The sequence below is a fragment of the Bradyrhizobium sp. HKCCYLS3013 genome, from assembly GCF_051167615.1.
Lineage (GTDB): Bacteria > Pseudomonadota > Alphaproteobacteria > Rhizobiales > Xanthobacteraceae > Bradyrhizobium.
Genome location: NZ_JBNPTK010000005.1, coordinates 312,320 through 336,936, shown reverse-complemented (window position 1 = coordinate 336,936; position 24,617 = coordinate 312,320). Strand labels below are relative to the sequence as shown.

At 66.6% G+C, this 24,617-nt stretch carries 22 protein-coding genes and 1 riboswitch; of the genes, 9 read left to right on the top strand and 13 right to left on the bottom strand.

Translation table 11 applies throughout. The annotated features are described in order from the left end of the window. Positions 1 to 214: 214 nt before the first annotated feature. Positions 215 to 1,474 carry an acyltransferase family protein gene (locus tag ACQR1F_RS12460; RefSeq protein WP_434913122.1) on the bottom strand — a complete coding sequence of 420 codons (1,260 nt, stop codon included), beginning with the start codon at positions 1,472 to 1,474 and terminating at the stop codon, positions 215 to 217. Between the two features lie 648 nt (positions 1,475 to 2,122). Between ACQR1F_RS12460 and ACQR1F_RS12455 the strand changes: the two genes are divergently transcribed. Beyond that, entirely contained in the window at positions 2,123 to 2,467 is a 345-nt protein-coding gene (locus ACQR1F_RS12455) for a hypothetical protein (protein ID WP_316217612.1), read from the top strand. A gap of 301 nt (positions 2,468 to 2,768) precedes the next feature. On the opposite strand, the gene ACQR1F_RS12450 is transcribed toward ACQR1F_RS12455, so the two are convergent. The 7 genes from ACQR1F_RS12450 to ACQR1F_RS12420 all read right to left on the bottom strand — a co-directional run bounded on the left by ACQR1F_RS12450 (position 2,769) and on the right by ACQR1F_RS12420 (position 9,263). Continuing rightward, on the bottom strand, positions 2,769 to 3,155 hold the full coding sequence (locus ACQR1F_RS12450) for a RidA family protein (RefSeq protein WP_434890512.1): 387 nt from the start codon (positions 3,153 to 3,155) through the stop codon (positions 2,769 to 2,771). A gap of 149 nt (positions 3,156 to 3,304) precedes the next feature. Further along, positions 3,305 to 5,206 carry a phosphomethylpyrimidine synthase ThiC gene (thiC, locus tag ACQR1F_RS12445; protein WP_434913121.1) on the bottom strand — a complete coding sequence of 634 codons (1,902 nt, stop codon included), beginning with the start codon at positions 5,204 to 5,206 and terminating at the stop codon, positions 3,305 to 3,307. Between the two features lie 380 nt (positions 5,207 to 5,586). Further along, positions 5,587 to 6,195: a thiamine phosphate synthase gene (locus ACQR1F_RS12440; RefSeq protein ID WP_316238370.1), complete on the bottom strand. Its 609-nt coding sequence runs from the start codon at positions 6,193 to 6,195 to the stop codon at positions 5,587 to 5,589. Next, positions 6,182 to 6,964, bottom strand: coding sequence for a thiazole synthase (locus ACQR1F_RS12435; RefSeq protein ID WP_434913120.1), 783 nt, complete (start codon positions 6,962 to 6,964; stop codon positions 6,182 to 6,184). The genes ACQR1F_RS12440 and ACQR1F_RS12435 overlap by 14 nt, the downstream gene beginning before the upstream one ends. A 128-nt stretch (positions 6,965 to 7,092) precedes the next feature. Then, a complete protein-coding gene (gene thiS, locus ACQR1F_RS12430) occupies positions 7,093 to 7,290 on the bottom strand; it encodes a sulfur carrier protein ThiS (RefSeq protein WP_316177849.1) in 198 nt (65 codons plus the stop codon). Beyond that, entirely contained in the window at positions 7,281 to 8,294 is a 1,014-nt protein-coding gene (locus ACQR1F_RS12425) for an FAD-dependent oxidoreductase (RefSeq protein ID WP_434874120.1), read from the bottom strand. The genes thiS and ACQR1F_RS12425 overlap by 10 nt, the downstream gene beginning before the upstream one ends. Beyond that, a riboswitch (TPP riboswitch) is annotated at positions 8,282 to 8,393 on the bottom strand. Its footprint overlaps the gene before it by 13 nt. 78 nt (positions 8,394 to 8,471) lie before the next feature. Continuing rightward, a complete protein-coding gene (locus ACQR1F_RS12420; RefSeq protein ID WP_434913119.1) occupies positions 8,472 to 9,263 on the bottom strand; it encodes a transglycosylase SLT domain-containing protein in 792 nt (263 codons plus the stop codon). 214 nt (positions 9,264 to 9,477) lie between these two features. On the opposite strand from ACQR1F_RS12420, the gene ACQR1F_RS12415 reads away from it, so the two are divergent. The 3 genes from ACQR1F_RS12415 (at position 9,478) to ACQR1F_RS12405 (ending at position 12,620) form a co-directional block, all read left to right on the top strand. After that, positions 9,478 to 10,965, top strand: coding sequence for a hypothetical protein (locus tag ACQR1F_RS12415; RefSeq protein WP_434913118.1), 1,488 nt, complete (start codon positions 9,478 to 9,480; stop codon positions 10,963 to 10,965). Positions 10,966 to 11,129: 164 nt separating this feature from the next. Further along, positions 11,130 to 11,396 carry a hypothetical protein gene (locus tag ACQR1F_RS12410; protein WP_316177856.1) on the top strand — a complete coding sequence of 89 codons (267 nt, stop codon included), beginning with the start codon at positions 11,130 to 11,132 and terminating at the stop codon, positions 11,394 to 11,396. Positions 11,397 to 12,083: 687 nt separating this feature from the next. Beyond that, positions 12,084 to 12,620 (top strand): PRC-barrel domain-containing protein, encoded by a 537-nt coding sequence (locus ACQR1F_RS12405; RefSeq protein ID WP_316238377.1) that lies wholly within the window; start codon positions 12,084 to 12,086, stop codon positions 12,618 to 12,620. Positions 12,621 to 12,690: 70 nt separating this feature from the next. Here the strand turns inward: ACQR1F_RS12405 and ACQR1F_RS12400 are convergent, their stop codons facing one another. The 4 genes from ACQR1F_RS12400 to ACQR1F_RS12385 all read right to left on the bottom strand — a co-directional run bounded on the left by ACQR1F_RS12400 (position 12,691) and on the right by ACQR1F_RS12385 (position 17,766). After that, positions 12,691 to 14,103, bottom strand: coding sequence for an ATP-binding protein (locus tag ACQR1F_RS12400; protein ID WP_434913117.1), 1,413 nt, complete (start codon positions 14,101 to 14,103; stop codon positions 12,691 to 12,693). 24 nt (positions 14,104 to 14,127) lie between these two features. Beyond that, positions 14,128 to 14,868 carry a response regulator gene (locus tag ACQR1F_RS12395; RefSeq protein WP_315717811.1) on the bottom strand — a complete coding sequence of 247 codons (741 nt, stop codon included), beginning with the start codon at positions 14,866 to 14,868 and terminating at the stop codon, positions 14,128 to 14,130. Between the two features lie 317 nt (positions 14,869 to 15,185). After that, on the bottom strand, positions 15,186 to 16,823 hold the full coding sequence (locus ACQR1F_RS12390; RefSeq protein WP_315804380.1) for a DUF4403 family protein: 1,638 nt from the start codon (positions 16,821 to 16,823) through the stop codon (positions 15,186 to 15,188). Between the two features lie 244 nt (positions 16,824 to 17,067). After that, a complete protein-coding gene (locus tag ACQR1F_RS12385; protein WP_434913116.1) occupies positions 17,068 to 17,766 on the bottom strand; it encodes a L,D-transpeptidase in 699 nt (232 codons plus the stop codon). A 356-nt stretch (positions 17,767 to 18,122) separates the two neighbouring features. Here ACQR1F_RS12385 and ACQR1F_RS12380 point away from each other — a divergent pair, with 356 nt between their 5' ends. The 3 genes from ACQR1F_RS12380 to ACQR1F_RS12370 all read left to right on the top strand — a co-directional run bounded on the left by ACQR1F_RS12380 (position 18,123) and on the right by ACQR1F_RS12370 (position 20,696). Beyond that, the gene (locus tag ACQR1F_RS12380) at positions 18,123 to 19,178 is read left to right on the top strand and encodes a glycosyltransferase family 4 protein (protein WP_315804382.1); all 1,056 of its coding nucleotides are present in this window, start codon (positions 18,123 to 18,125) and stop codon (positions 19,176 to 19,178) included. Positions 19,179 to 19,228: 50 nt separating this feature from the next. Further along, positions 19,229 to 19,918: a class I SAM-dependent methyltransferase gene (locus ACQR1F_RS12375; RefSeq protein WP_434913115.1), complete on the top strand. Its 690-nt coding sequence runs from the start codon at positions 19,229 to 19,231 to the stop codon at positions 19,916 to 19,918. A gap of 145 nt (positions 19,919 to 20,063) precedes the next feature. Next, positions 20,064 to 20,696 (top strand): hypothetical protein, encoded by a 633-nt coding sequence (locus ACQR1F_RS12370; protein ID WP_315804384.1) that lies wholly within the window; start codon positions 20,064 to 20,066, stop codon positions 20,694 to 20,696. 247 nt (positions 20,697 to 20,943) lie between these two features. Here ACQR1F_RS12370 and ACQR1F_RS12365 read toward each other — a convergent pair whose 3' ends face one another. After that, complete coding sequence (locus ACQR1F_RS12365) at positions 20,944 to 22,608, bottom strand: aminotransferase class III-fold pyridoxal phosphate-dependent enzyme (RefSeq protein ID WP_434913153.1); 1,665 nt, start codon at positions 22,606 to 22,608, stop codon at positions 20,944 to 20,946. Between the two features lie 35 nt (positions 22,609 to 22,643). On the opposite strand from ACQR1F_RS12365, the gene asd reads away from it, so the two are divergent. Next, positions 22,644 to 23,519, top strand: coding sequence for an archaetidylserine decarboxylase (asd, locus tag ACQR1F_RS12360; protein ID WP_434913114.1), 876 nt, complete (start codon positions 22,644 to 22,646; stop codon positions 23,517 to 23,519). Positions 23,520 to 23,634: 115 nt separating this feature from the next. After that, positions 23,635 to 24,612, top strand: coding sequence for an NUDIX hydrolase (locus tag ACQR1F_RS12355; protein ID WP_434913113.1), 978 nt, complete (start codon positions 23,635 to 23,637; stop codon positions 24,610 to 24,612). Positions 24,613 to 24,617 lie beyond the last annotated feature (5 nt).

The following is a 24,617-nucleotide window of genomic DNA, read 5'->3' as shown; positions in this document are numbered from 1 at the left end:
GGCAACAAACTGGCCCCAGCCCGCGGCCGGCCCTATGTCGGAGCGGTCTCGTTCATTTTGAAGGCAGCCGCGCAGGAATCATGCGGCAAAAGCGCGCGATCACGGCTGACGAGGCGGATGGCAGCGAACGGAGCCTCACCGGATGCGCGGCGCGCCGCATGGATTGCGGCCGCCGCCATCCGACGCCGTCACGTCGGCGACGTCGGCGCGAGCGTCAGGGGCGGACGGTCTCGGTGCCTTGGCGGGAGGAGAACCTGAGGTCCGCCGCGAAGCCCGCTGTCGGGACGAAAGCCGGGACCACGCCGATGGGGGGCGGCTGCGGGGCCACCGGCCGCGCGCGCCGGCGCAGGAAGTGGCGCTCGAGATAGGCGTAGGACAGCGTGGCCGCCAGGACCGACAGCGGCAGCCCGATCGCGAGCCGCAGCGGCCACCACACGCCGTAGCTGTCGAGGAAATTCAGGATCGGCAGGTGCCAGAGATAGATGCCGTAGAAGATCCGGCCGAGGAAGAGCGCGACCGGCCATTCGAAGATGCGGTGGAGAATCGTGCCGTGGCTGCGCGCCAGCATGGTCAGCGCGAGGATGCCGGGAAGCACGCCGCACACCATGCTGCCGAACAGATAGTAGTTCATGCTCGGTCCGTCCGCCGGCCAGAACAGGAAGGTGACCGTGCCCCAATAGATCAGCAGCGGCCACGCCAGCTTCGGCCAGAGCCGGTCGAGCGCGGGTGAGGCGCCGTGCGGCACCAGCCTGAGCACGACGGCCATCGCGCATCCCGCCATCAGGGCGTCGGCGCGGGTGTCGAACGCGGTGTAGAGCCGCCGCCATTCGGCGCCATCGAGCACCAGCGCCACGCGCCAGGCCCAGATCGCGGCCGCAATGGCACAGATGGCGCCGACCAGCCGCCAGGTGACGCCGAAGCGCTTCACCAGGAACACGAAGGTCAGCGGCCACAGCAGATAGAACTGCTCCTCGGTCGACAAGGTCCAGGTGTGGCCGATGTCCTCGATCGTCTTCGGATCGAACACGTACCAGTAGTTGGAAATGTAGGAGAGCGCGATCGCGGCGCGCTCCACCGCCGGCAGGAATGGCGGCCGCAGCAGCCAGGTGAACAGCAGGTAGGCGGCGAGCATCAGCAGCAGCGGCGGCACGATCCGGGCGAAGCGCCGCGCATAGAACTGCCGGAACCTGATGTGACCGTGCTTGTCGATGTCCCGCAGCAGCAGGCCGGTGATGTAATAGGCGCTGGCGACGAAGAACAGGTCGATATAGAGCACCGCGCCCGGCACGAGCGTGTGCGAGACATGCGCCGTGACGACGCCCAGGGTCATCAGCCCGCGCATGCCGTCATGCGAGGGAACGTAGCCGAGCGGATAGACCTGGGCCTGGAAGGCCTCCCGGATCGCCTCCCGCAACGGCGCCGTGGCGGCGGCCGCGAGGCGGAACAGGGCATGAATCGGCCATGGATAAAACATTTATCGTGAGATTTTCGGAGATAATGTTTCGGACTATTAAATCCTATTTAAAAATTAAATAATCCGCAAGCAGCGAAATAGCAGGGCGGGTGTCATGACGACGCAGGGTTGCGATGAAATGAGGCAAGTCGCCGGATGCGGCGGCAGATGACGGCGCCAGTGCAGGTGAAGGCGACGGGAACTCGCGATGCCGATGTGGAGGCGGCGACGCGTTTAGCTCGGTCGGCGTATTCCGCGCGTCTCGTCTTCGCCGCCTGCAATCGGCATCACCATCGCCGGACGACCATCGTAGCCATTGACTGTCGCCTCACCGGCAGAACCGCAGGGTGGGCAAAGCGACGTCTTGCTCACTGCATCACCACGCGCCGGCGGGAGCGTGCCCACCATGTCCACCGCGGCGGGCACGCCTCCGCCGCCGCTCTGCGAGCGCCGTCGGACGCTTTGCCCACCCGCTGTCGCGACCGCGGCGACGCCCTCGATCAGCATCTTCCGGAGTGCGAGCGCCCACACGGCGAATGCGCGTCAACCACGTCGTTGGTGTGCAGCGCTGATTAACAATCATTGGTTGTGAGTTGCGGGTTTGAAGTTTAAGATCGTCGATTGTTTGAGTGCAGCCAATTTTTGAGTGTCATTTCAACGGAGCTTGTCATGGAAGAAGCGCATATCAAGGCATTCGAGGCCCTGCCCCAGTCCACCTCGTGCAGGATCATCACGTTCGACAGCGCGACCGTGGTGCCCGGCATCGTTCCGGACACCTACTTCCTGATCGTCACCGGCACCAAGCCCTGGGTCACGATGAAGGTCGAATTGCATCCGCTGATCTATATCCGGCAACCCGAATATTGGGGCATCGAGGTGGTCGGCTGCCAGAGCGGCATCGGCCTGCCGCAGCCGGCGCCGTATCACGTGGTTCTCGACATCACGCATGTGCGCGGCAAAAAGGGGATCGAGGTGATCGGCGCCACCAGCAGGAAGCAGATCAACGTGCCGTAGGAGGGGCGAGGGCTGGGTGCGGGGGGGCATCGGTTCCACAGCCACGCTTTGGCGTCACGCGGCCGAGCATGGCGCTGCGAGATACAGCGCCCTCGCCCCTTGTGGGAGAGGGCATGTACGGCCTATCAATACATGCGGTTGGGTGAGGGGTATGTCTCGGCGAACTCGACTCGCGGAGACATACCCCTCACCGAACCGCACTTGCCGCTCTGTCCTACATGTCCTCTCCCACAAGGGGAGAGGACGCATTCACGCGCACCGTTCTATGTGCCTGAGGCGCCTGACAGCGTCCTCCACACCACTACGTCTTCGTCACCGCCGCAACACCTTCGATCTCGATCAGCATCTTCGGATCCGGCAGCGCGACCACGACGCAGGTGGTGCGCGCCGGATACGGCGCCGGCCCGAACGCCGCGGCATACAGCCGGTTCATCGCCGCCACGTCCGCGGCGCGCGTCAGCAGCACGTTGACCTTGACGAGATCGCGCAAGGTGGCGCCGCCCTCGGTCAGCACGCGCGTGAAGTTGGTCACGACATTGGCGAACTGCGCGTCGAACTCATCGGGCAGGTTGCCGTCAGCGTCGAAACCGGGAATGCCGGAGATGAAGAGGAGATCGCCGACGCGGGTGCCGAAAGACAGCGGCGGGGCTTTGACGTGCGGCGGGGCGGGGATGTGGTGGATGGGCATGAAGATATTCTTCCCTCGTGTGCGGAGAGTAAGGCCAAAATTCTGCGGCTTATCTTTGAGTTCATCTAACAAAAAGCCGGGCTTTCGCCCGGCTCGATGGATGGCCGGGTCTGCGCCCGGCCATGACGATGGAGAGAGCTGAGCGGACGTCAGGACAACGCCTTGTTGCTCTCCTTCACCTTCTCCGCATCCAGGTACACGCTGCCGCCCATTTCCTTGAACTTGGCGCTCATCTGGGCCATGCCGTCCTCGATGGTGCCGCTGATGGTCATGCCCACCGTCGCCGGATCGTTCAGCGTCGCGGCGTAGTCGCGGACGTCCTGGGTGATCTTCATCGAGCAGAATTTCGGGCCGCACATCGAGCAGAAATGCGCGACCTTGTGGGCTTCCTTCGGCAGCGTCTCGTCGTGGAAGCTCTTGGCGGTGTCCGGGTCGAGGCCGAGGTTGAACTGGTCGGTCCAGCGGAACTCGAAGCGGGCGCGCGACAGGGCGTCGTCGCGGAGCTGCGCGGCCGGGTGGCCCTTGGCGAGGTCGGCGGCGTGGGCGGCGATCTTGTAGGTGATGACGCCGGTCTTGACGTCGTTGCGATCGGGCAGGCCGAGATGCTCCTTCGGCGTCACGTAGCACAGCATGGCGCAGCCGAACCAGCCGATCATGGCGGCGCCAATCCCTGAGGTGATGTGGTCGTAGCCCGGCGCGATGTCGGTGGTCAGCGGCCCCAACGTGTAGAACGGCGCCTCGCCGCATTCCTTGAGCTGCTTGTCCATGTTGATCTTGATCTTGTGCATCGGCACGTGGCCGGGGCCCTCGATCATGACCTGGCAGCCCTTGTCCCAGGCGATCTTGGTGAGCTCGCCAAGGGTTTCCAATTCGGCGAACTGGGCGCGGTCGTTGGCGTCGGCGATCGAGCCGGGACGCAGGCCGTCGCCGAGCGAGAACGAGACGTCATACTTGCGCATGATGTCGCAGATCTCGTCGAAATGGGTGTAGAGGAAGCTCTCCTTGTGATGCGCGAGGCACCACTTGGCCATGATCGAGCCGCCGCGCGAGACGATGCCGGTGACGCGGCTCGCGGTGAGGTGGATGTAGGCGAGGCGCACGCCGGCATGGATGGTGAAGTAGTCGACGCCCTGCTCGCACTGCTCGATCAGGGTGTCCTTGTAGAGCTCCCAGGTCAGCGCCACCGGATCGCCGTTGCACTTCTCCAGCGCCTGGTAGATCGGCACGGTGCCGATCGGCACCGGCGAGTTGCGCAGGATCCATTCCCGCGTCGTGTGGATGTTGCGGCCCGTCGAGAGGTCCATCACGGTGTCGGCGCCCCAGCGGATCGCCCACACCATCTTGTCCACCTCCTCCTCGACCGACGAGGTCACCGCCGAGTTGCCGATATTGGCGTTGATCTTGGTGAGGAAGTTGCGGCCGATGATCATCGGCTCCAGCTCGGCGTGGTTGATGTTGCACGGGATGATGGCGCGGCCGCGCGCGATCTCGTCGCGGACGAATTCCGGGGTGATGAAGGCGGGGACGGCGGCGCCAAAGCTCTCGCCGTCGGCGAGCGCGGCCTCGGCGCGCGCGAGCTGGGTCTTGCGGCCGAGATTCTCACGCTCGGCGACGTAGATCATCTCCTTGGTGACGATGCCCGCGCGGGCGAATTCGAGCTGGGTGATCTTGTGGCCGTCGAGCCCGCGCAGCGGCTTGTGATGCGCGGTGAACGCCTTCGCCGCCTTGTCGGCGCCGACATTGCCATTGTCCTCCGGCTTGATGTCGCGGCCGACATATTCGTCGACGCCGCCGCGCTCGCGCACCCAGGCGGAGCGGGCGCGCGCCAGGCCGGCATTGACGTCGATGGTGACGGAGGGATCGGTGTAGGGACCGGAGGTGTCGTAGACCGGCAGGTTGGGCTCGGAGGCGGCTTCGGAGAGAATGATCTCGCGCAGCGGCACGCGCAAATCGGGCGCGGAGTCGGGCACGGCGTAGATCTTGCGCGAGGACGGCAGCGGGCCGGTGGTGACGGCGGGCAGGGTGGTGTCGGGATTGGAGCGGATGTTCATGGGGTCCTCCTTCTCAATTGTTGTTGTCGGAGTGAATGGGGGCCGTCATTGCGAGGAGCGAAAGCGACGAAGCAATCCAGGGCGGCACGCGCGGCCCTGGATTGCTTCGCTCCGCTCGCAATGACGATGGAGAGAGTTGCGGCTCACATTGGCTCGCCGCGTATGCCGAGCGGAGATGATTTGGCGCTGTGAGGGACGCAGACTGTTCAGGCTCCCTCCCCCCTTGTGGGGGAGGGTTGGGAAGGGGGGTAAGCCGCACCCACCGCCCCCGGGGCTACCCCCCTCCCTAGCCCTCCCCCACAAGGGGGGAGGGAACGACGGAGAGCGGGGCGACGTCAGGGCCCAATCACTGTCAGAGGCATTCGCAAATGCTGCGCGCATCAGGCCGGCTCCCTGGTCGCATCGAGCCAGGCGCGGACGCGGGCGTCGGGGTCGGGGTTCTGGGTGACGTCGCTGACGACGGCGATCGAATCGGCGCCGGCGGCGAAGATCTCCGCGGCCTGCTCCAGCTTGATGCCGCCGATCGCGACCAGCGGGATGTTGCCGACGCGCTTCTTCCATTCGCCGATCTTCGCAACGCCCTGCGGCGCGAAGCGCATCGCCTTCAGCGTGGTCGGGAAGATCGGCCCGAGCGCGACATAGTCGGGCTCGGCGGCGAGCGCGGTCTCCAGCTCGGCATCATCATGCGTGGAGAGGCCGAGCGTCAGGCCGGCCTGCTTGATCGCGACGACGTCGGCCTCCGCCAGATCCTCCTGGCCGAGATGGACGTGCTGCGCACCGGCGACAACGGCGGCGCGCCAGTAGTCGTTGACGATCAGCTTCGTCGCGGTGCCCCTGGTGATCGCCAGCGCATCGGTGACGATCTGTAGCGCCTCGCCGTCGTTCAGGTCTTTCGCGCGCAACTGCACGGTGCCGACGCCGAGCTTGGTCAGGCGCTCGACCCAGGCGAGGCTGTCGACGACGGGATAGAAGCGATCAGGATACGGCATGCCAGAACGGGGTCCCAACGACAGGGGTGGAGGGCGAGGCGAAATCGCGGGCGTCCATCAGCCCGGCCTCGTAGGCGGTGCGGCCGGCCTCGACCCCGAGCCGGAAGGCGCGGGCCATCGCGACGGGATCGGCGGCTTTTGCCACCGCGGTGTTGAGCAGCACGGCGTCGTAGCCGAGCTCGAGCGCCTCTGCCGCGTGGCTCGGCGCGCCCAGGCCGGCGTCGACGACCAGGGTGATGTCGGGCAGGCGGTCGCGCAGCAGCTTCAGCGCATCGCGATTGGTGATGCCCTTGGCCGAGCCGATCGGCGCCGCCCAGGGCATCACGACCTTGCAGCCGGCATCGACCAGCCGCATCGCGATCGTGAGATCCTCGGTGCAGTAGGGGAAGACCTCGAAACCGTCCTTGATCAGGATATCAGCGGCTTCGACGAGACCGACCACGTCGGGCTGCAGGGTGTCGTTGTCGCCGATGACTTCGAGCTTGATCCAGTTCGTGCCGAACAATTCGCGCGCGAGCTTCGCCGTCGTCACCGCCTCGCGCACGCTGCGGCATCCGGCGGTGTTCGGCAGCACGGTGACGTCGAGCGCGTTGATCAGCTTCCAGAACGCGTCGCCGGTCTTGCCGCCGGCGGCCTCGCGCCGCAGCGACACCGTGACGATCTGGGCGCCCGAGGCGCGGATCGCGTCCTGCATGATCGCGGGCGAGGGGTACAGCGCGGTGCCGATCAGGAGGCGGGAGGCGAAGGTCTTGTCGTAGAAGGTGGGCATTAGTTGTCTCCGTCGTTGCGGACGGTGGTCGTCCCGGCGCTATCACCGCGGCGGGTGGCTATGGGTCGCTGCTTTCGCAAGGACGACAGCTGCAAGTGGCGGGCGAGCGCGCGTCTCACGGCCATCACTCACCCTCCCTGCCGGGGGGTGATGATCTCGATCTCGTCGCCGGCCTTCAAGGCCGTCTCGGACCAGCGGCTCTTCGGCACGACGTCGTAGTTCAGCGCGATGGCGAAATGGGTGCCCTCGTAGTCCAGCTCGGACAACAGCGCAGTCACGCTGGTCGCGTTGATGTCGCGGGCCTCGCCATTGACGGTCACGCGCATCGCATCACCTCGTTGTCGATCTGGCCGTGCGCGAGATAGTTCAAGGTCGCCTGCGCCAGCGCCGGCGCGATCAGGAAGCCGTGGCGATAGAGGCCGTTGACGCGGATCTCGCGCTCACCCTTGATGGTGATGCGCGGCAGATTGTCGGGATAGGCCGGCCGCAGCCCCGAGCCGAATTCGAGGATGCGGGCCTCGCCGAACGCCGGGTGCACCGAGTAGGCGGCGCCGAGCAGCTCCAGAGCGGAGCGCAGGCTGACGCCGGTGTCCTCGGCCTCGAGCGAGGTCGCGCCCAGCATGAACAGATTGTCCTCGCGCGGGATCAGATAGAGCGGGAAGCGCGGATGCATCAGCCGCACCGGCCGCGCGAGCTGCACCTCGGCGGTCTCGATCAGGATCATCTCGCCCTTGACGCCGCGCAGCTCGGGCTCGGCGTCGCGCGCCTCCAGCCCGCGGCAGTCGATCACGAGGCCGTCGAGGTCGTCAGCCGTGACGTCGCTGTTGAACAGCACCCGGCCGCCGGCCTCGACGATGCGCTGATGCAGCTTCGGCAGCACGCGGCGCGGCTCGACATGGCCCTCGGTCGGATAGAACAGGCCCTCGCGGAAGCGGCCCTCCAGCGACGGCTCCAGCGCCGCAAGCTGCTGCGCGTCGAGCCGCTGATAGCCCGAGGTGCGGCGGGCGAAGCGGTCGTAATCGGCGCGGTCGCGGGCATGCGCGATCACCAGCGAGCCGTTGAACGGCGTGTCCGGCAGCTCGCGCCGCCAGATGTCGAGCGCGGCGAGGCCGAGGCGGCTGATGATCGGCTCGGCGACCTCGCTCTCGCAATAGGGCGCCAGCATGCCGCCGGCCCAATGGCTGGTGGAGAGCATCAGATCGGAATCGCTGCGCTCGTGCAGGGTGACCTCGCGGCCCGCGCGCGCGAGCAGCAGGGCCTGCCAGGCACCTGCGATGCCTGCACCGATGATGGATACGGGGACATCCCCGCGCGTGGTTGTCTGCTGCATCCCTGTCCCTTCGCCGGCATGACCCGGATCAGGTTCAAAGGGTCACCGCATCACGCTGCGGTATCTCAGCTCCCCCTCGGAGCTCCCCTCGGAACGCGCTTAAAATAGACCGATACGGCCCCGTGTCAACGGAGTGTCACGGAAAGACAGTTTGGGGCGGTAAGGAACCAAGCGCCGTCAGTGCGCCCGCGCGTGGCGGCCGGTCGCGATTTTCGGGGTGATGTCGAGCGGGCCGCTCGTCCGCTCGGAGCGGCCGGCGGGCCGCGCGTCGGCGAGGCGCTGCCGCTTGGCCTCCTCGTAGTAGCCCCTGGCGAAGTAGAGCACGGCGCGGTCGTGGTCGCCGTGGGCGGCACGGTAGGCGCCGGCGAGATAGCGCACGCCATAGGTGAGATTGGTGTTCGGATCGTGCAGGCCCTGCGCGTCGCCGGTGTAGCCGAGGCCGCGCGCGGTGCCGAGCTTGATCTGCATCAGGCCGATGCAGCCGCAGCGGCCGACCAGGTCCTTCTGGTATTTGCTCTCGCGCACGATGACGCGGTGGATCAGCGATTCCGGAATGTTGTTGGCGGCGGCGTGCACCGCCACCAGCGCGTCGATGTGCGGATGGCCGGTGTCGATGTGGCGCGGCTTGGTCTCGGCCGCCCTGCGCTCGGCGTCGCGGGGCTCGGCCGCAGCGGCCGGGATGGCGTCGGTGTCGGCGGGCGCTGAGGCATTGGCGTCCATCGGCGGCGAGGTGTCGGCGCTGCTGACGGCCTCGATCGCCTCGACCTCGCGCGCGGCCTTGGTCACCGCGCTGCGTGCGGCCAGCTCCCTGGTGCCGTCAGAGCGGGCATGGGCGAGCTTGACCTTGCCGGCCTTCGGCCTGGCTGCACTGTCCGATGCGGTGCTCGCATCATCGGCAGCCATTGCGAACGGCACGGGACCAGCCATCGCGAAGCCTGCAATGCAGGCCGTCAGCACAAGACGTCTCATGTGTCAGGATCCCCCGGGAACCACACGCATGCCGAGCAGCCCCCCAGCACGCGCTTTACACTTTGCACACCGTAATTGGCGCGAACGCCGGGCGATAATGTGGCAATAATGGGGCGGAGACGCCGGGCGAGTGCGGATGCGCCGGCGGTTTACCGCGAATTATGCCGTGCATGCTTGGCTGGCGGAGCAATTCCGCCAACGGGGCCCTGCCGCGATGACGCTGTCCGTCACCCACACCGAAGCGACCGCCGGGCGCACGCAGGCGCTGCTGCCACTATGGGTCGGCGCCGGCGTCTATGCGCTGCTGCTGATCTCCGGCAACCGGCTGCTCAACGATCCCGACACGCTGTGGCAGATCACGGTGGGGCAGTGGATCATCGACCACCGCGCGGTGCCCGAGGTCGACGTCTATTCCTTCACCATGCGCGGCGCGCCCTGGATCTCCACGCAGTGGCTAGCGCAGGTCGCCTATGCCGCCGCTTACAGGTTCGCCGGCTGGACCGGGCCGGTGGTGCTGGCGGCCTCGGCGACCGCGCTGTCCTTCGCGCTGTTGGCGCGCGCCCTCAGCCGGCATCTGCGCGACGCCACGACATTGGTGTTCGTGGTCGCGGCGTTCCTGCTCTGCCTGCCGCATCTGCTGGCGCGGCCGCATGTGTTGGCGTTTCCGATTCTGGTGGCCTGGATCGCCGGACTTGTCGATGCCGCCGATCGCAAGGCCGCGCCGCCATGGCCGCTGGTGCTGCTGATCGCGCTGTGGGCCAATCTGCATGGCGGATTCGTGTTCGGCCTGTTCTTCATCGCGCCCGCCGCGCTCGACGCGCTGGTCAATGCCGATGCCTCGGCCCGCCGTAGCCTCGCGCTGCGCTGGGCCGGGTTTGCAGCGCTCGCGCTGGTGGCGAGCTGCTGCACGCCCTATGGCTGGAATGCGCTGCTGGCGTCGCAGAAGATCCTCTCGCTGGGTCAGGCGCTGCCGCTGATCGTGGAATGGAAGGCGACCGATTTCCAGGGGCTCGGTCCGTTCGAGATCTGCCTGCTGATCGCCATCGGGTTCGCGCTGTTCCATGGCCTCAGGCTGCCGACGGTGCGCATCCTCATGCTGCTCGGCCTGCTGCACATGGCGCTGGCGCAGGCGCGCGCGGCGGAGATCCTGGCGCTGGTGGGCCCGCTGGTGCTCGCCGCGCCGCTGGCGCGGCAGGCGGGCGCGTCGCCCATGCCGCCGCAGGCGCGCGTGCCGGGCGCGGCGCTGACGGCGGCAGTGATGCTCGCGCTCGGCGCCGGCACCATCGCGTCGGCCGCGATCCTGAACTACGCGCCGAACATGCGCGGCACCCCCGTCGCGGCCGTGACCGAGCTGAAGAAGCTCAACCTCACGCGGGTGCTCAACGACTATGATTTCGGCGGCTACCTGATCTCAGCCGGTGTCGCACCGTTCATCGACGGCCGCACCGAGCTCTATGGCGAGAAGTTCTTCGTCGACCACAATGCCGCCTCCGGCCTGATGGAGCCGGACAATCTGTTCCGCCTGCTCAAGGACTACGACATCGAGGCGACCCTGCTGCGCACGCAAAGTGCTGCGACCAAGCTGCTCGATCACGTCGACGGCTGGCAGAAGGTCTATGCCGACGACATCGCCACCATCCATCTGCGCAAGGCGGGCGCCCGCCATGTCGCGGAACCGGCGGTCACCTCCGGCGGCAATTGAATCAAAGACGTCGATCCCATCCGCGTGAGGTCGGATGTCGCGCGGCATCCCGGCGCGTGCAAATCCGCCGCCGCGTGGGTAAGATCGCGGCCGTCAGTTCGACAGCATGCCTGACTCATTCAACCTGACTCATTCAAGAAGACTGAACAGAGAGGGAGCGCGTCATGGCCGTGAAGGCAGCCGACGATCATTCACCCAGCATTGACCGTTCATTCGACATCGACGCGACGCCATCCACGGTTCGCGTCGTGGATCTGCCGCGAAACAATCCCTGCGCCCAATGTGGCGAGGCGATCGCATTGCCGTCCTGGGTCGAAAAGGACGGCCGCCGCACCGCCTATCTCTGGTACTGCCGCCTCTGCGACTATCGGTACGAAACCATCGCCTTCTATGCCGAGTCCGTCGATCAGGACGGCGCGATGGCGGCGTAGGGGTAGGCGTCCCGCAGCCGAGCAATTCAATTGGCTTGGACGGAATGCTGAACAGATGGTCTATCGGTTGATGCCGATGTGAGTACGGCGATTGCGGCTTGCTCCGCTCGACCTCTCCCCGCTTGCGGCTGGGCGATCGCATATGGTTTTCCTGGGCGGAACCTTCATGGCCTCATGGTTCGAGACGCGTCGCAAGAGCGACGCTCCTCACCATGAGGTTCAACAGCTTTGCGGCGGAGAAAGGCCCTCATCCTGAGGAGCCCGCCGAAGGCGGGCGTCTCAAAGGATGGTCGCGAAAAGACGGCGCGCCCAGCCTCTTTCACCATATGCGATCGCCCTGCCGCAAGCGGGGAGAGGTCGGATTGCATCGAAGATGCAATCCGGGTGAGGGGGGTACAGGTCTCACCATGCCCACCACCGGTGCGGCTGCCCCTCACCCCAACCCTCTCCCCGTAAGAACAGGGAGCGGGAGCCGACCGTCACCGCGGTCCGCAGCTAACAAGCTCCACGCACCTGCGTCATACCGTACTGACGACGTCAGCCATGTCCACCCGAACCGTCACAAACTAACACTTCCGCGTCGCAGTGAGACCGCTTGTCGCGCAGCGTGACGAAATCGTGGTTCCCTGGGAACGCCGACTGTCCATTGCCGTTCTCTCGTCACCATTCACTGAGAGGAGACACCACATGGTGATGAAGACTGTTGCGGCCGGCCTCGCCGGTTCCCTGCTGCTCGCGACCGCCGCCTTCGCTGCGGAGAGCACCACCACCACGACCAGCACCACGATCAAGAGCAACACCACCGCTGCGTCCTATCAGGGCGACTGGCGCAGCTCGAAGCTCGTCGGCGTCAAGGTCTACAACAACAACAACGAGAACGTCGGCTCGATCGACGACCTGCTGGTCGACAAGAGCGGCGCGGTCAAGGGCGTCGTGATCGGCGTCGGCGGCTTCCTCGGCATGGGCGAGCACCTCGTCGCGGTCTCTTTCGACCAGGTGAAGTTCTCGGATCAGCCGGTGCAGTCGACCACGGCTTCCAACGCTCCGGCTTCTGGCACGACCTCGTCGACCAACCCGCCGGCTTCGACCACGACGACCGGTGCCGCCACCGGCACGTCGTCCTCGTCGATGAGCTCGAAGAACCGCTGGTATCCCGACCATGCGATGATCAACGCGACCAAGGACCAGCTCAAGGCGATGCCCGAGTTCAAGTACTCGGAGTAACGGCGTCACAGACGATTAGTCGATCGTCTCGATCGCGGCGCGCCCGGATCCGTCCTGGCGCGTTCGCGCGTCATGCTGCGGGGCGCAAGGTGGTCTGGCCGAGCGGCAGCTCGATGCGGGCGATCAGCCCGCGCGGCTTGCGATCGTGCAATGACAGCTCGCCGCCATGCGCCTGGACGATCGCCTTCGCGATCGAGAGGCCCAGGCCGAACCCGGTGGCCTCGTCCATGTTGCGGGCATCGTCGCCGCGCACGAACGGCTCCAGCATGTCGGGCTTGCGCGCATCGGCGATCCCCGGTCCGTCATCCTCCACGTCGATCGTCAGGCACTTCCCCGACGCCGACAGTCTGATCACGGTTTCCTTGCCGTACTTCACGGCGTTCTCGACCAAGTTGGTGACCGAGCGCATCAGATCGTCGGGCCGCACCGTCGCCATCGCGTGCGCCGGGCCGATGTAAGTGACATTGTGGCCGACATCGGCGAACTGGTCAGCCACGAGCTGCAGGATGCTCGCGATATCGACCAGCGTCATCGGCTCGAGCTTGCGGCCGTTGCGCAGGAATGACAGCACCGAGCCCAGCATCGCATGCATCTGATCGAGATCGGCGAGCATGCGATTGCGCTGCAGCTCGTCCTCGACGAACTCACAGCGCAACCGCATGCGGGTCAGCGGTGTCCGCAGATCGTGGCTGATGGCCGCCAGCATCTTGGTCCGGTCGTTCATCAGCGCCGTGATGCGTTGGCGCATCCGGTTCAGGGCGCGCGCCAGCGACCGGATCTCTTCCGGTCCGCGCTCGGGCAGGGCAGTGGCATCGCCATCGAGGCTGAAGCTTTCGGCAGCCTTGGCGAAGCTCGACAGCGGTGAGGTCAGCGCGCGGGCCGCCCACAAGCCGAGCAGTGTCGTGCTGATCAGCGCGAACATGATCGTCGTCAGCCAGGGGGCGCCCCAGAACGGTGGCCGGTGCGGCCGGTCGGCCATTCGGGCGGAGACCATGTTGCCATCAGGAAGGGCGAAGATGACGGTATGCGTCTGGGAGCCGGGCGGCGGCATGAAGATGCGATAGCCTGGGCCAAGGCCACGAAAGCCGCCCGGACCGTGAGGCCGTCCGTCGGTGAGCTCAGGAGGGACCGGGCGGCGCTCGTCGCCACCGGTCCCGGCCTCGACATCGGGGCCGGCCGGCTCGCGCCGGCGGCCGGAATCACCCGGCAGAGGTCCCGCGTGAGGCTTGAGCTCGAACTCGGGATAGGCGCGGGCAATGTCGGAGATCAGTCGAGGCCGTTCGGCAGCGGGCGCGCGTCCAAGAATGCGGATGGCGGTCGCGAGCTGAAACGGCCCGACTTCGTTTTCGGGGTCGGGCTGCTCGGCGCGATAGATCAGGAACGTCGCCGTGATGATGGCATGGAGCGCCACGATCGAAATGGCCACCAGCGCCGTGATCTGGCCGCGGATTCCCTTGAGGTTGAGAAAGCCGAACGACATCATGACATCGCCATTCGATCCGGCCGGTCAATGGCTTTGCGGGCCGGTCACCACCTCGACGACGGGCGTGAACATGTAGCCGCCGGAGCGCACGGTCTTGATCATGGTGGCTTCCTGCGGGTCCGGCTCGATCTTGCGGCGGATGCGGCTGACCAGCACGTCGATCGAGCGCTCGAACGAGCCGGCGCTGCGGCCCTGCGTCAGGTCGAGCAGGCTGTCGCGCGACAGCACGCGGCCCGGCCGCTCGCAGAAGGTGCGGAGCAGATCGAACTCGGCGCTCGTCATCGCGACGCGCGCGCCTTCGGGATTGCGTAGTTCGCGCAGCCGGAAGTCGATCGTCCAGCCGAGGAAGCTCAGCGCGGTCGCGCCTTCGGTTGCGCTCGCCGTCATCGCGGCCGCCTGCCGGCGCAGCACCGCGTTGATGCGGGCGAGCAGCTCGCGCGGATTGAACGGCTTTGGCAGATAGTCGTCGGCGCCCATCTCCAATCCGAGGATGCGGTCGACGTCCTCGCCGCGCGCGGTGAGCATGATGATCGGCACCTGCGATTCCGCGCGCAGCTTGCGGCACAAGGTCAGGCCGTCCTCGCCGGGCAGCATGACGTCGAGGATCAGGAGATCGACACGGTGATCGCCCATGATGCGGGTCATCTCGCGGCCGTCGGTCGCGGTGGTCACGTTGCAGGCATTGTTGCGCAGATATTTCGCGATCAGCGTCCGCGTCTCGCGGTCGTCTTCGACGACAAGAATGTGGGGTTGTGTCTGGGCCATACCGACAAGTGACCTAGAATCGCGGCGTTTTGCGAAGAATTTTGTTACGGAATGTTTCCTGCGACGGGCGCGCGGACAAGGCCCGACAACATCTCTCTGCGCCGTGTTGCGGCTTCCGTGAGGGCGCGTCAAGCCTCGCGAAACGTATGGCCTCGGGGCCGCAGCACGCTCGCGCGATGCGGCTGCATCGGGTTACCGGAAACGGTGCGGACATTCGTGAGTGGCCGCAGACCAGGTCAGGCCCGATTGAATCGTTGCCGGTCGTTGCACGATCCGAACGCCCGCAGCGCCGGGATGCGGCGTTCCGAAACGGCCCGTCACAGTCCCGGCAACGTATTGACTCGGACCGACATCGTGCCCTCCGCCGAGGCGATCACGCGCAGCACGGTGGCGTCGAAGGCGATGTCGGTCAAAGCGAGGTTGTTGATGTCGGTATCGACGCGGATGCCGTTCTCGTTCTTCTGCAGCTCGGCGACCGCGGTCGCGATCTTGTCGCGGACGTTGTCGGCGAAAGGCTTGAGATCGACCACCGAACGTTCCAGCAGCGCGCGCTGCAGATGCGGCACCACGGCGCGCGCGGCGGCGCCGAGCAGGCCGAACGCCGCGTCGGATTCGACGGCGAGCTGCAGGTCCGACAGCCGCAGGATCTGCTGCGCCTGATCGACCATGGGGCGTCCCCAGATGTGCACGGTCGCGTCGGCGCCGAGGCCGAAGAAGCTCTCCTTCTCCTTGCCCTTCACCTGCAGCGAGATCAGCAGCCGGTTGCCCGAGGGCACGACGGTCGCGTGCTTCACCGTGACCGCGACCGGGCCGGAGCCGTCCTCGGGGAACGTCCGCCCGGCGAGCTGCGAGTCGACGAGCTTGCTGAGCTCGGTGAACGGGACGTCGATCGGAACCGCGACGTTGATGGCGCCGGCGGTGGGTGGAATGATCGTGATCTTGTCCGGGAACGGACACTCCGGCTTGGTCTCGGCGGCCGTGACCCGGGTCTCCGCTTCGATTCCCATGGTGACGCTGACGGCGTTGGCATCGATCGCGGGCTGCGCGGCCAGCGCCCGTGTCGGCTTGATCTCGAGCCAGACCGCGGGCAGTCCCGGCGTGGTGCCCTGAAGCGGCACCGAGCGGCAGGCGCGGGCCCACTGCGCCTGCGCCACGCGCCGCACGGTCGGGTCCTTGCGCAGCCTGTCGCTGAGCGCGCTGAGCTGGTCGTTGACGGTCTTGTCGATGACCGGCTTCATCTGCGCGGGCACGTTGACGCGGGCGCCGGCGACGGTCAGCGCGGTGTCGCCGAGATTGACCTGGGCGGTGAAGTTCGGCTCGACATACCAGGCGGCGGCCAGCCGCGGCCGCATCGCGATCAGCACGTTGCCCTTGATGTCGGCGGTGGCGTTCAGATTCTTGATGTTGATGCCGCCGATCTGCTTGGCCGCATCCGAGCCGAGCAGGCCGCCGATGGCGTCGCCGAGCGCGCCGGTTGCTTTGGCGGACAGCGATCCGGTGACGTTCAGCCGGCCCGAGAGCGGCGTCGCCAGCGACAGAGTGTCCTGGGTGCCGGTGGCGGCGATGGCGCCGCGGGTGACGGTCCAGCCGATGTCGGCATTCTGCAGGATCTGGTTGACGGGATTGTCGGCCTTGCCGGCGAAATTGCGCGGCGTGGCCTTTTCGGCGGCGTCGCGAATCGCGCCGAGCGAGATCGAGACCGGCGTCATGATGATCGAATTGCGCGTGGCCGGCGGCAGCGGCGGCAGTTGGGTCAGCTGCGGCGCCGGCGTGCTGCCCGAGAACAGAAACACCTCCACGATGATGATGCCGACCAGCACGATGGCGGCAAGGCCGGCGGCGCCGATCAGGATCAGCCGCAGCCGGGGCGGCGAGCGCCGCGGCGGAGGCTGCGTTCTCGGGGCGAGCGGATGCGGCCTGCTCTGCCAATCCGGTCGCGGTGTCGGAAGGTTCATGTCGGATCCACGGACTCCAGCTGCCACGCCGGCCCATGCCGGAAGCGGCGAGATCGCGGTTAATACAAGATTGCCGAGCTTACAGGGCCGGACGGAGGCGCGCCAGGGCAGCCCGTGACGCGGATCATCATCAATCGGCCGTGATGGTGAACGCCGACATGCGCGCAAAGAAATGACCGCCGCGGCTTTTGGGCCTCGGCGGTCCAGTCAGGGAGGATCCGGAGGAAGGAACGAGCGGCGCGGGCTAGCGTGTCATGCGGCCGAGATCGGCGCGGCGCTCCATCGGCAGCACGATCACCTTGGCGCCGACGCTGACGCGGGAATAGAGGTCGATCACGTCCTGGTTGGTCAGGCGGATGCAGCCCGACGACACATGGGTGCCGATCGTCTCCGGCGCGTTGGTGCCGTGGATGCGGTAGACGGTGCCGCCGAGATACATCGCGCGGGCGCCGAGCGGATTGCCGGGACCGCCGGCCATGTGACGCGGCAGATATGGCTGGCGTGCGATCATCTCCGGCGGCGGCGTCCAGTCCGGCCATTCCGCCTTCCTGGTCACCGACTGCACGCCCGACCAGGTGAAGCCGTCGCGGCCGACGCCGATGCCGTAGCGCATTGCCTGGCCGCTGCCGAGCACGTAGTAGAGGTACTTGTTAGGCGTATCGATCACGACCGTGCCCGGCGCCTCGCGAGTCGAATAGCTCACGACCTGGCGGCGCAGCCGCGCCGGCAACTCATAGGCGGTCGCCTCGTCCTCGCGCGGTGTGATCAGTTGCGGCGCCGTCGCCGGCGGCTCATAGGCCCCCATCGGCGGCGGCAGCAGGAACGGGAAGGGGAGCGGCGCGGGAGGTGCCGCCTGCGTCGGCGTCGCCGCCACGATTGCGGATGCGACGAGTACACCAAAGAGAATGCGGGATGACGAATGCACTATGCCCGGCGTGACCATGGACGTCCCCTCGTTTGATCGCTTGTTGCGCGCCGTGCTTGTCTCGGCCGGCGTCGTCAAAATCAGTTGCCTGTCATCATTCTTTGCGGCGCATTGATCCACGCCCGATGCTGCAACTCATAGGGGAGAAAAGTTTCGTTGCGTTTGCGCGCTGCACGCAAAACGGTTTCGTCGGCTTAACCGTTTGTTTCATGACGGTTTCACGACAGCGCCCGCACGAGACGGCCACGGATCGCGGGGAAAACAGCAGTTGCGGGCAAAAAGACCCTTCGACAGTTCGATGACGTCACACGCCTGAAATAACAATGTCGGAATTTGCGGCTGTTCAGAATCGCTGCAACTTTCCGGATCGCCTTATGCGGATCTTAATCGCAACCGACGCTTGGCACCCGCAGGTCAACGGCGTGGTGCGCACGCTCACCTCGCTGGCGCGCGCGGCCACAGGCCTCGGCGCCGACATCACCTTCCTCACACCGGAAGGCTTTCCGTCGTTCGGCGTGCCGACCTATCCGGGCCTGCGGCTCGCCGTGACCAACGGCCGCGAGATCGCCCGCCGCATCGAGGCCGCAGCACCGGATGCGATCCATATCGCCACCGAAGGCACGATCGGCTGGGCGGTGCGCCGCTACTGCCTGCGCCACGGCCTGCCGTTCACGACGTCCTACACGACGCGCTTCCCTGAGTATGTCTCGGTGCGCACCGGCATTCCCGATGCCGTCGGCTACTGGGTGATGCGCCGCTTCCACGATGCGGCCGCGATGACCATGGTGGCGACCAATTCGCTGAAGCAGGACCTCGCGTCGCGCGGCTTCAAGAAGCTGGGTTTCTGGACCCGCGGCGTCGATACGAAACTGTTCAATCCGGATGAGCCGGTCACGCTCGATTTGCCGCGCCCGGTGTTCATGACCGTCGGCCGTGTCGCGGTCGAGAAGAACCTCGAGGCGTTCCTGTCGCTGGACCTGCCGGGCTCGAAGGTCGTGATCGGCAACGGTCCGCAGAAGGCGGAGCTCGAGCGTCGCTTCCCCACCGCGCATTTCCTCGGCGAGAAGACCGGCAAGGACCTGACCGCGCACATGGCGGCCGCCGATGTCTTCGTGTTTCCCAGCCTGACCGATACGTTCGGCGTGGTGCAGCTGGAGTCGCTGGCGTGCGGCACGCCGGTCGCGGCCTTCCCCGTGACCGGTCCGCTCGACGTCATCGCCGACCATCCGATCGGGGCGATCGACTGGGATCTGCGCGCGGCGTGCCTGAAGGCGCTGACGATGTCGCGCGAGACCTGCCGGGCGTTCGCGCTCGACCGCTCCTGGGAGAACAGCGCGCGCCAGTTCATCGGCAATCTCGCCGTGCTGCAGCCGTCCCGCGTCGTGCGACCGACCCCGGTGCTGGCCGGCCAGAGCGCGGTGCGCAGCTGACGGCGGATCTTGCGTCACTCGATCAATTCCAAACCAAGTGAGATGTAACGATGGCAGAAACCATGAAGCTCGGCGGCGCGCGGGAGCTCGACTTCGATCGCGAGCAGGTCGAGCAGGCCTATGACCGCTGGGCGCCGATCTACGACCTCGTGTTCGGCGGCGTGTTCGAGAAGGGCCGCCAGGCCGCGATATCGGCCACCAACAAGCTCGGCGGCCGCGTGCTCGAGGTCGGTGTCGGCACCGGCATTTCGCTGCCGCTCTATGCTCCGCATGTGCGCGTGTTCGGCACCGACATCTCCGAGGCGATGCTCGGCAAGGCGATGCGCCGCGTCGCCGACCAGCGGCTGAAGAACGTCGAGGGGCTTGCGGTGATGGACGCGGAGCAGCTCGATTTCCCCGACGATTCGTTCGACGTCGTGATGGCGCAATATGTCGTCACCGCGGTGCCGAACCCGGAGGTCGCGCTCGATGAGTTCGCCCGCGTCCTGCGCCCGGGCGGCGAATTGATCATCCTGACCCGCGTCAGCGCCGATGCCGGCATGCGCCGCGTGATCGAGCAGGCGTTGCAGCCGGTCGTGCGCCGCCTCGGCTTCCGCACCGCCGAATTCGGCTGGTCGCGCTACATGCGCTGGCTCGCCGGAGCGCAGCGCATGGAGCTGGTCGAGCGCCGGCTGATCCCGCCGCTCGGCCATTTCTCGCTGGTCCGTTTCCGCAAGCTGGAGCGTGCTGCCGCGGCTTGAAGCCGCGGCCACCGTCTACCGCCGCTGCGGCGTTCTCCGTAGTCCAAAACGTTTCACTGCGTCCGATCGTGTGACATCTTGATGATGTCACACCATCTACACCGAATCCCTGTACACGACCTGCAACTCATTCTTCGGAGCAACCATGATCAAGCATTTCCTGGAGCAGCTGCGGATCCAGCGCTGGGACGACCATCGCTACTATCATCACAGCCGTATCAATCAGAGCCTGCACTTTGTCAGCGCGCTCAGCTTCATGATCGCCTACGTGATGATGGTGTTCGATCCGCTGGTCTCGGCGCTGATCGGCTGGCTGGTGTCGATGACCTCGCGCCAGGCGGGCCACTTCTTCTTCGAGCCGAAGGGCTACGACCACGTCAACCAGGCGACCCACGAGCACAAGGAAGAGATCAAGGTCGGCTACAATCTGCAGCGCAAGGTCGTGCTGATGTCGATCTGGGCCGCGGCCCCCGTGGTGCTGTATCTGCAGCCGACCCTGTTCGGCCTGCTGCCGCCCTGGACCACGGCGATGGAGTTCGTCCGCGAAACCGCCAAGCTCTGGCTCGTGATCGGCATCGGCGGCCTGCTGTTCCGCACCATCCATTTGTTCTTCATCCGCGACGTCGAGACCGGCCTCGTCTGGATGACCAAGATCATCACCGACCCGTTCAACGACTTCATGCAGTACCGCTCGGCGCCACTGGCGCTGCTGCGCGGCGAGCTGATCGATCCGGGCCTGCATCTGATGGGCGAGACCCTCGAGGAGCAGCACGCCTGATCGGACCGACGCGTCAGAGTTGCGCGATGCCCGGGCCGGTCCCGGGCATCGGTGTTTGTGGGGGCTGTCGATGTTGAACGCAGGCTGTCGCGGCAAGGGCAGTGCGCCCCCTCTCCCGCTTGCGGGGGAGGGTCGGGGAGGGGGCAGGCTTGCTCCGCTGATCGTGAGAGTGCGTCGTGCCGCGGCCCCCACCCGTCGGGCTCTGCGAGCCCGCCGACCTCCCTCGCAAGCGGGGGAGGCGCTGGCCTCAGCGCCCGAACGCGGCGCCGAGCATCTCCTTCAGGATCTGGCGCTTGATCGCCTTGTTGGTGAGCGTGCCGTCGTTCCACCACCAGCCGTCCTGCTTCATCTTCTCGGCCGCCGAGACGAAGCGCCTGGTCACCTCGGCGAAATCGGCGTCGGTGTAATTCAGGCTGAAGATGAAGCGGCCGGTGCCGACCCAGCTCAGCGCCAGGCCCTCGGCGCGCAGATAGTATTGCAGCATCCAATTGTAGCGCGACGGCACGGTGTACTCGACCAGCCAGATCGACTGCAGATTGGAGACGCGCACCGGCAGCTCCTTGGCGGTGAGCTCCGCGTTGAGCTGCGCGGCACGGCCGTTCCAGGTCTCGTCCAGCCCGTCATAGATGGCGCGGAAGTTCGGGCTGTCGAGCCGGCTCAGGAACTCGTCCATTGCCGCCATCACGTAAGGATGCGAGTTGAAGGTGCCGCGCGCGAAGCAGATGTCGGCCGGGCGGTCGTCGCGGAAGCGGCGCATCAATTCGCGCTTGCCGCAGACGACGCCGATCGGCAGTCCGCCGCCGAGGCTCTTGCCGTAGGTGACCATGTCGGCTGTGATGCCGAAATACTCCTGTGCGCCGCCCGGAGCGAGCCGGAAGCCGAGGAAGACCTCGTCGAACAGCAGCACGATGCCGCGCTCGCTGCACACCTCGCGCAGCTGCTTCAGCCAGGCGGTGTAGGCCTCGCGGTCGTACTTCCCCTTGCGCGAGGAATCGACCAGCGCGGAATCGCCAGGCGCGTTGCCGTTCGGATGCAGCGCCTGCAGCGGATTGACCAGCACGCAGGCGATGTCGCGGCGGGTACGCAGGACATGCAGGGTTCGCTCGGACATTTCGGCGAGCGTGTAGGTCTCGTGCGGCGCAATCGGATTGCCGACGCCGGGCTGCACGTCGCCCCACCAGCCATGATAGGCGCCGGCGAAACGCACCAGATGGCTGCGACCGGTGTGGTAGCGCGCGAGCCGCACCGCCTGCATCACCGCCTCGGTGCCGGACATGTGGAACGAGACCTCGTCCATGCCGGACAGCTCGGTCAGGCGCTTCACATTGTCGGCCACGACCGGGTGATAGAGCCCGAGCACCGGGCCGAGCGCGCTCGCGCGCCGCTCGGCGGCTGCGATGCACTCCTTGTAGAAATCGTAGCCGAAGATGTTGACTCCGTAGGAGCCGGTGAGGTCGTAGAACTGATTGCCGTCGAGATCGGTCAGGGTGACGCCCGACGAGGCCTGCATGAACGAGCCGGCGCCGAGCTGCTCCTTGACCAGACGGCTGTACTGGAAGGGGACCCGGTAGCTCTGGGTGAACTGCAGGTCGGAGATGCGGCTCGCGGCCTCCGCCGTCAGCGCGCGGCTCTTGGCGAACCTCTCCTGGAACAACGCGCCGAGTCGGAAGAAGCCGTCCTGGCGCTTCGTGGCGATCGCCTGCGGCGCGCCGTCGGAGCGGAAGAAGTCGTCGATCTCGAACTCATAGCGCGGGATCAGCCTGGAGATCCGGCGCGACATCTTGGAATGGCCTGCCAGCGAGCGGTGCTTGGCGCGCGACAGCTCGATGCGGGCCTTGACCTTCGGGGCCATGGCGGCCGTCACGGCAGCGCCAACGGCGAGCGATACATAAGGAATCGAGTTTTCCATCATGTCCAAAAGCGCTAACCACTCCTGCTGACAGATTCATGACAGTCAAAAGCCTGATCGCCTCCGTCACCCAACAGGAAGACCTCAACTTCCTGCTCACCAACCGCGTGCCGCGCGCCGCGCTGACCCGCTTCATGGGCTGGTTCTCCAAGATCGAGAATCCGCTGGTCCGCGACGCCTCGATCGCGCTGTGGAAGCTGTTCTCCGACCTCGATCTCTCCGAGGCCAAGGAGAACCGCTTCAAGAGCCTGCACGCCTGCTTCACGCGCGAGCTGAAGCCCGGCCTGCGGCCGTTCGATCCCGATCCTGCCATCGTCACCAGCCCGTCGGACGGTATCATCGGCGCGCACGGTCTGATCCGTGACGGCGAGCTCTATCAGATCAAGGGCGCACCCTATTCATTGCGTGAGCTCGTCGCCGATCCCGCCGTGGTCGACACCCACCGCAACGGCTGCTTCGTCACCTTGCGTCTCACGTCGAGCATGTATCACCGCTTCCATGCGCCGTACGACATGACGCTCGAGCATGTCAGCCTGATCCATGGCGACGTCTGGAACGTCAATCCGATCGCGCTGAAGCGGGTCGAGCGGCTGTTCTGCAAGAACGAGCGCGCCGTGATCCGCACGCATCTCGCCTCGGGCGAGCCGTTCACGATCGTGCCGGTGGCGGCGATCCTGGTCGCGAGCATCCGCCTGCATGCGCTCGACCGCGTATTGAACGCGCAGACCGAGCGGCCGCTCGCCTACCCCTGTCACAACAATGTGCACAAGGGCGACGAGCTCGGCTGGTTCGAGCACGGCTCGACCATCATCCTGCTCGCGCCGGGCGACTTCACGTTCTGTCCCAATGTCACGGAGGGCGCCCGCATTCGCGCCGGCCAGCCACTGTGGCGCAGGCGCGTCGCCGCCGGATGAATGTCGGGTCCCTGCCTGCGCAATCTCGATTTCGTCGTTGCGCAGTCCTATATCGGAGCGTTCAACTGACGAATCAGACCGCGGGAGTTGCGGTCGTTGCGGCTCGGGAGAGGCGATGGCGAGAGCGCCGATCATGGCGGCAGGTGGCATCGTGCTGCGGCGGGAACAGCCGCCGCGCATCGCGGTCGTGCGCCTGCGCAAGCGTGACGAATGGGTGCTGCCGAAAGGCAAGCTCGACGACGGCGAGACGCCCCGCGACGCCGCCAAGCGCGAGGTGCTGGAGGAGACCGGCCACAAGGTCACCGTGCATGAATTCCTCGGCACCCTGGTCTACGACACGGGCACGCGTTCCAAGGTCGTGCACTACTGGCGCATGGAAGCGGCCGGCGAGCCGTCGCAGCCGCTGATGGACGATGTCCGCGCCGTCGACTGGCTGCCGCTCGATGCGGCAGTGGGGCGGCTGTCGCGCGACCATGAGAAGACCTTCCTGGAGACCGTCGGGCCCTACGCGCTGGCAGGCCTGATCCGCAAGACCAAAGCGAAGTCCGCGCCCGAGGTGGCGGCGAAGACCGCCGCTGACAAGAAGCCGGTCGAGAAGCCCGCGGTGGAGACGGCGGCGCTCGCGGCAAAGCCTGCAACGGCCAGGAAGCGCCGCAGCCGGATCGTAGAGCAGCCCGCCCCGGCGCCGGAGATCGCCGACCTCGCGATCGACGTGCAGGGCGAGCAGCCAGCCGAAGCCGTGTTTGCGGCTGCGGCGCCCGGCCTCGATCAATCCGAACCGATCGTCTTGGAGACGACGGCTATGCGGGTGGAGGCGGACCTAGCCCCGCTGCCGGCCGAACCCGTAGCGATGGAACGCGAGCCCGCCGACCTCGAGCGCATCGAAGCGGTCGCCGCCGCGATCAAGTCGCTGCTGCCCACCCCGGTCGCGCCGGATGCCGATGTGAGCCGCCAAAGTGAGGACGGGCTTGATCCCGGCGCTGAGGCCATGCCGCCTGAGGATGCGGCCGCCGTCGATGACGAGGCGCAGGACGGACCGCGCCGCCGCAGCCTGGCGGAGAAAATGCGGGCGTGGCTCGGCCGCGCCGCTTGAGCCGG

Excerpts from the sequence above, each read along its gene's own strand:
- ACQR1F_RS12395 (WP_315717811.1), bottom strand. The coding sequence starts at position 14,868 with ATGGCCCAGACACAACCCCACATTCTTGTCGTCGAAGACGACCGCGAG.
- asd (WP_434913114.1), top strand. The coding sequence starts at position 22,644 with ATGACAGTCAAAAGCCTGATCGCCTCCGTCACCCAACAGGAAGACCTC.
- ACQR1F_RS12450 (WP_434890512.1), bottom strand. The coding sequence starts at position 3,155 with ATGCCCATCCACCACATCCCCGCCCCGCCGCACGTCAAAGCCCCGCCG.
- ACQR1F_RS12375 (WP_434913115.1), top strand. The coding sequence starts at position 19,229 with ATGGCAGAAACCATGAAGCTCGGCGGCGCGCGGGAGCTCGACTTCGAT.
- ACQR1F_RS12425 (WP_434874120.1), bottom strand. The coding sequence starts at position 8,294 with ATGCAGCAGACAACCACGCGCGGGGATGTCCCCGTATCCATCATCGGT.
- ACQR1F_RS12405 (WP_316238377.1), top strand. The coding sequence starts at position 12,084 with ATGGTGATGAAGACTGTTGCGGCCGGCCTCGCCGGTTCCCTGCTGCTC.
- ACQR1F_RS12455 (WP_316217612.1), top strand. The coding sequence starts at position 2,123 with ATGGAAGAAGCGCATATCAAGGCATTCGAGGCCCTGCCCCAGTCCACC.
- ACQR1F_RS12400 (WP_434913117.1), bottom strand. The coding sequence starts at position 14,103 with ATGATGTCGTTCGGCTTTCTCAACCTCAAGGGAATCCGCGGCCAGATC.
- ACQR1F_RS12435 (WP_434913120.1), bottom strand. The coding sequence starts at position 6,964 with ATGCCCACCTTCTACGACAAGACCTTCGCCTCCCGCCTCCTGATCGGC.
- ACQR1F_RS12355 (WP_434913113.1), top strand. The coding sequence starts at position 23,635 with ATGGCGAGAGCGCCGATCATGGCGGCAGGTGGCATCGTGCTGCGGCGG.
- ACQR1F_RS12410 (WP_316177856.1), top strand. The coding sequence starts at position 11,130 with ATGGCCGTGAAGGCAGCCGACGATCATTCACCCAGCATTGACCGTTCA.
- ACQR1F_RS12385 (WP_434913116.1), bottom strand. The coding sequence starts at position 17,766 with ATGGTCACGCCGGGCATAGTGCATTCGTCATCCCGCATTCTCTTTGGT.
- ACQR1F_RS12460 (WP_434913122.1), bottom strand. The coding sequence starts at position 1,474 with ATGTTTTATCCATGGCCGATTCATGCCCTGTTCCGCCTCGCGGCCGCC.
- ACQR1F_RS12380 (WP_315804382.1), top strand. The coding sequence starts at position 18,123 with ATGCGGATCTTAATCGCAACCGACGCTTGGCACCCGCAGGTCAACGGC.
- ACQR1F_RS12420 (WP_434913119.1), bottom strand. The coding sequence starts at position 9,263 with ATGAGACGTCTTGTGCTGACGGCCTGCATTGCAGGCTTCGCGATGGCT.
- thiS (WP_316177849.1), bottom strand. The coding sequence starts at position 7,290 with ATGCGCGTGACCGTCAATGGCGAGGCCCGCGACATCAACGCGACCAGC.
- ACQR1F_RS12390 (WP_315804380.1), bottom strand. The coding sequence starts at position 16,823 with ATGAACCTTCCGACACCGCGACCGGATTGGCAGAGCAGGCCGCATCCG.
- ACQR1F_RS12415 (WP_434913118.1), top strand. The coding sequence starts at position 9,478 with ATGACGCTGTCCGTCACCCACACCGAAGCGACCGCCGGGCGCACGCAG.
- thiC (WP_434913121.1), bottom strand. The coding sequence starts at position 5,206 with ATGAACATCCGCTCCAATCCCGACACCACCCTGCCCGCCGTCACCACC.
- ACQR1F_RS12440 (WP_316238370.1), bottom strand. The coding sequence starts at position 6,195 with ATGCCGTATCCTGATCGCTTCTATCCCGTCGTCGACAGCCTCGCCTGG.
- ACQR1F_RS12365 (WP_434913153.1), bottom strand. The coding sequence starts at position 22,608 with ATGATGGAAAACTCGATTCCTTATGTATCGCTCGCCGTTGGCGCTGCC.
- ACQR1F_RS12370 (WP_315804384.1), top strand. The coding sequence starts at position 20,064 with ATGATCAAGCATTTCCTGGAGCAGCTGCGGATCCAGCGCTGGGACGAC.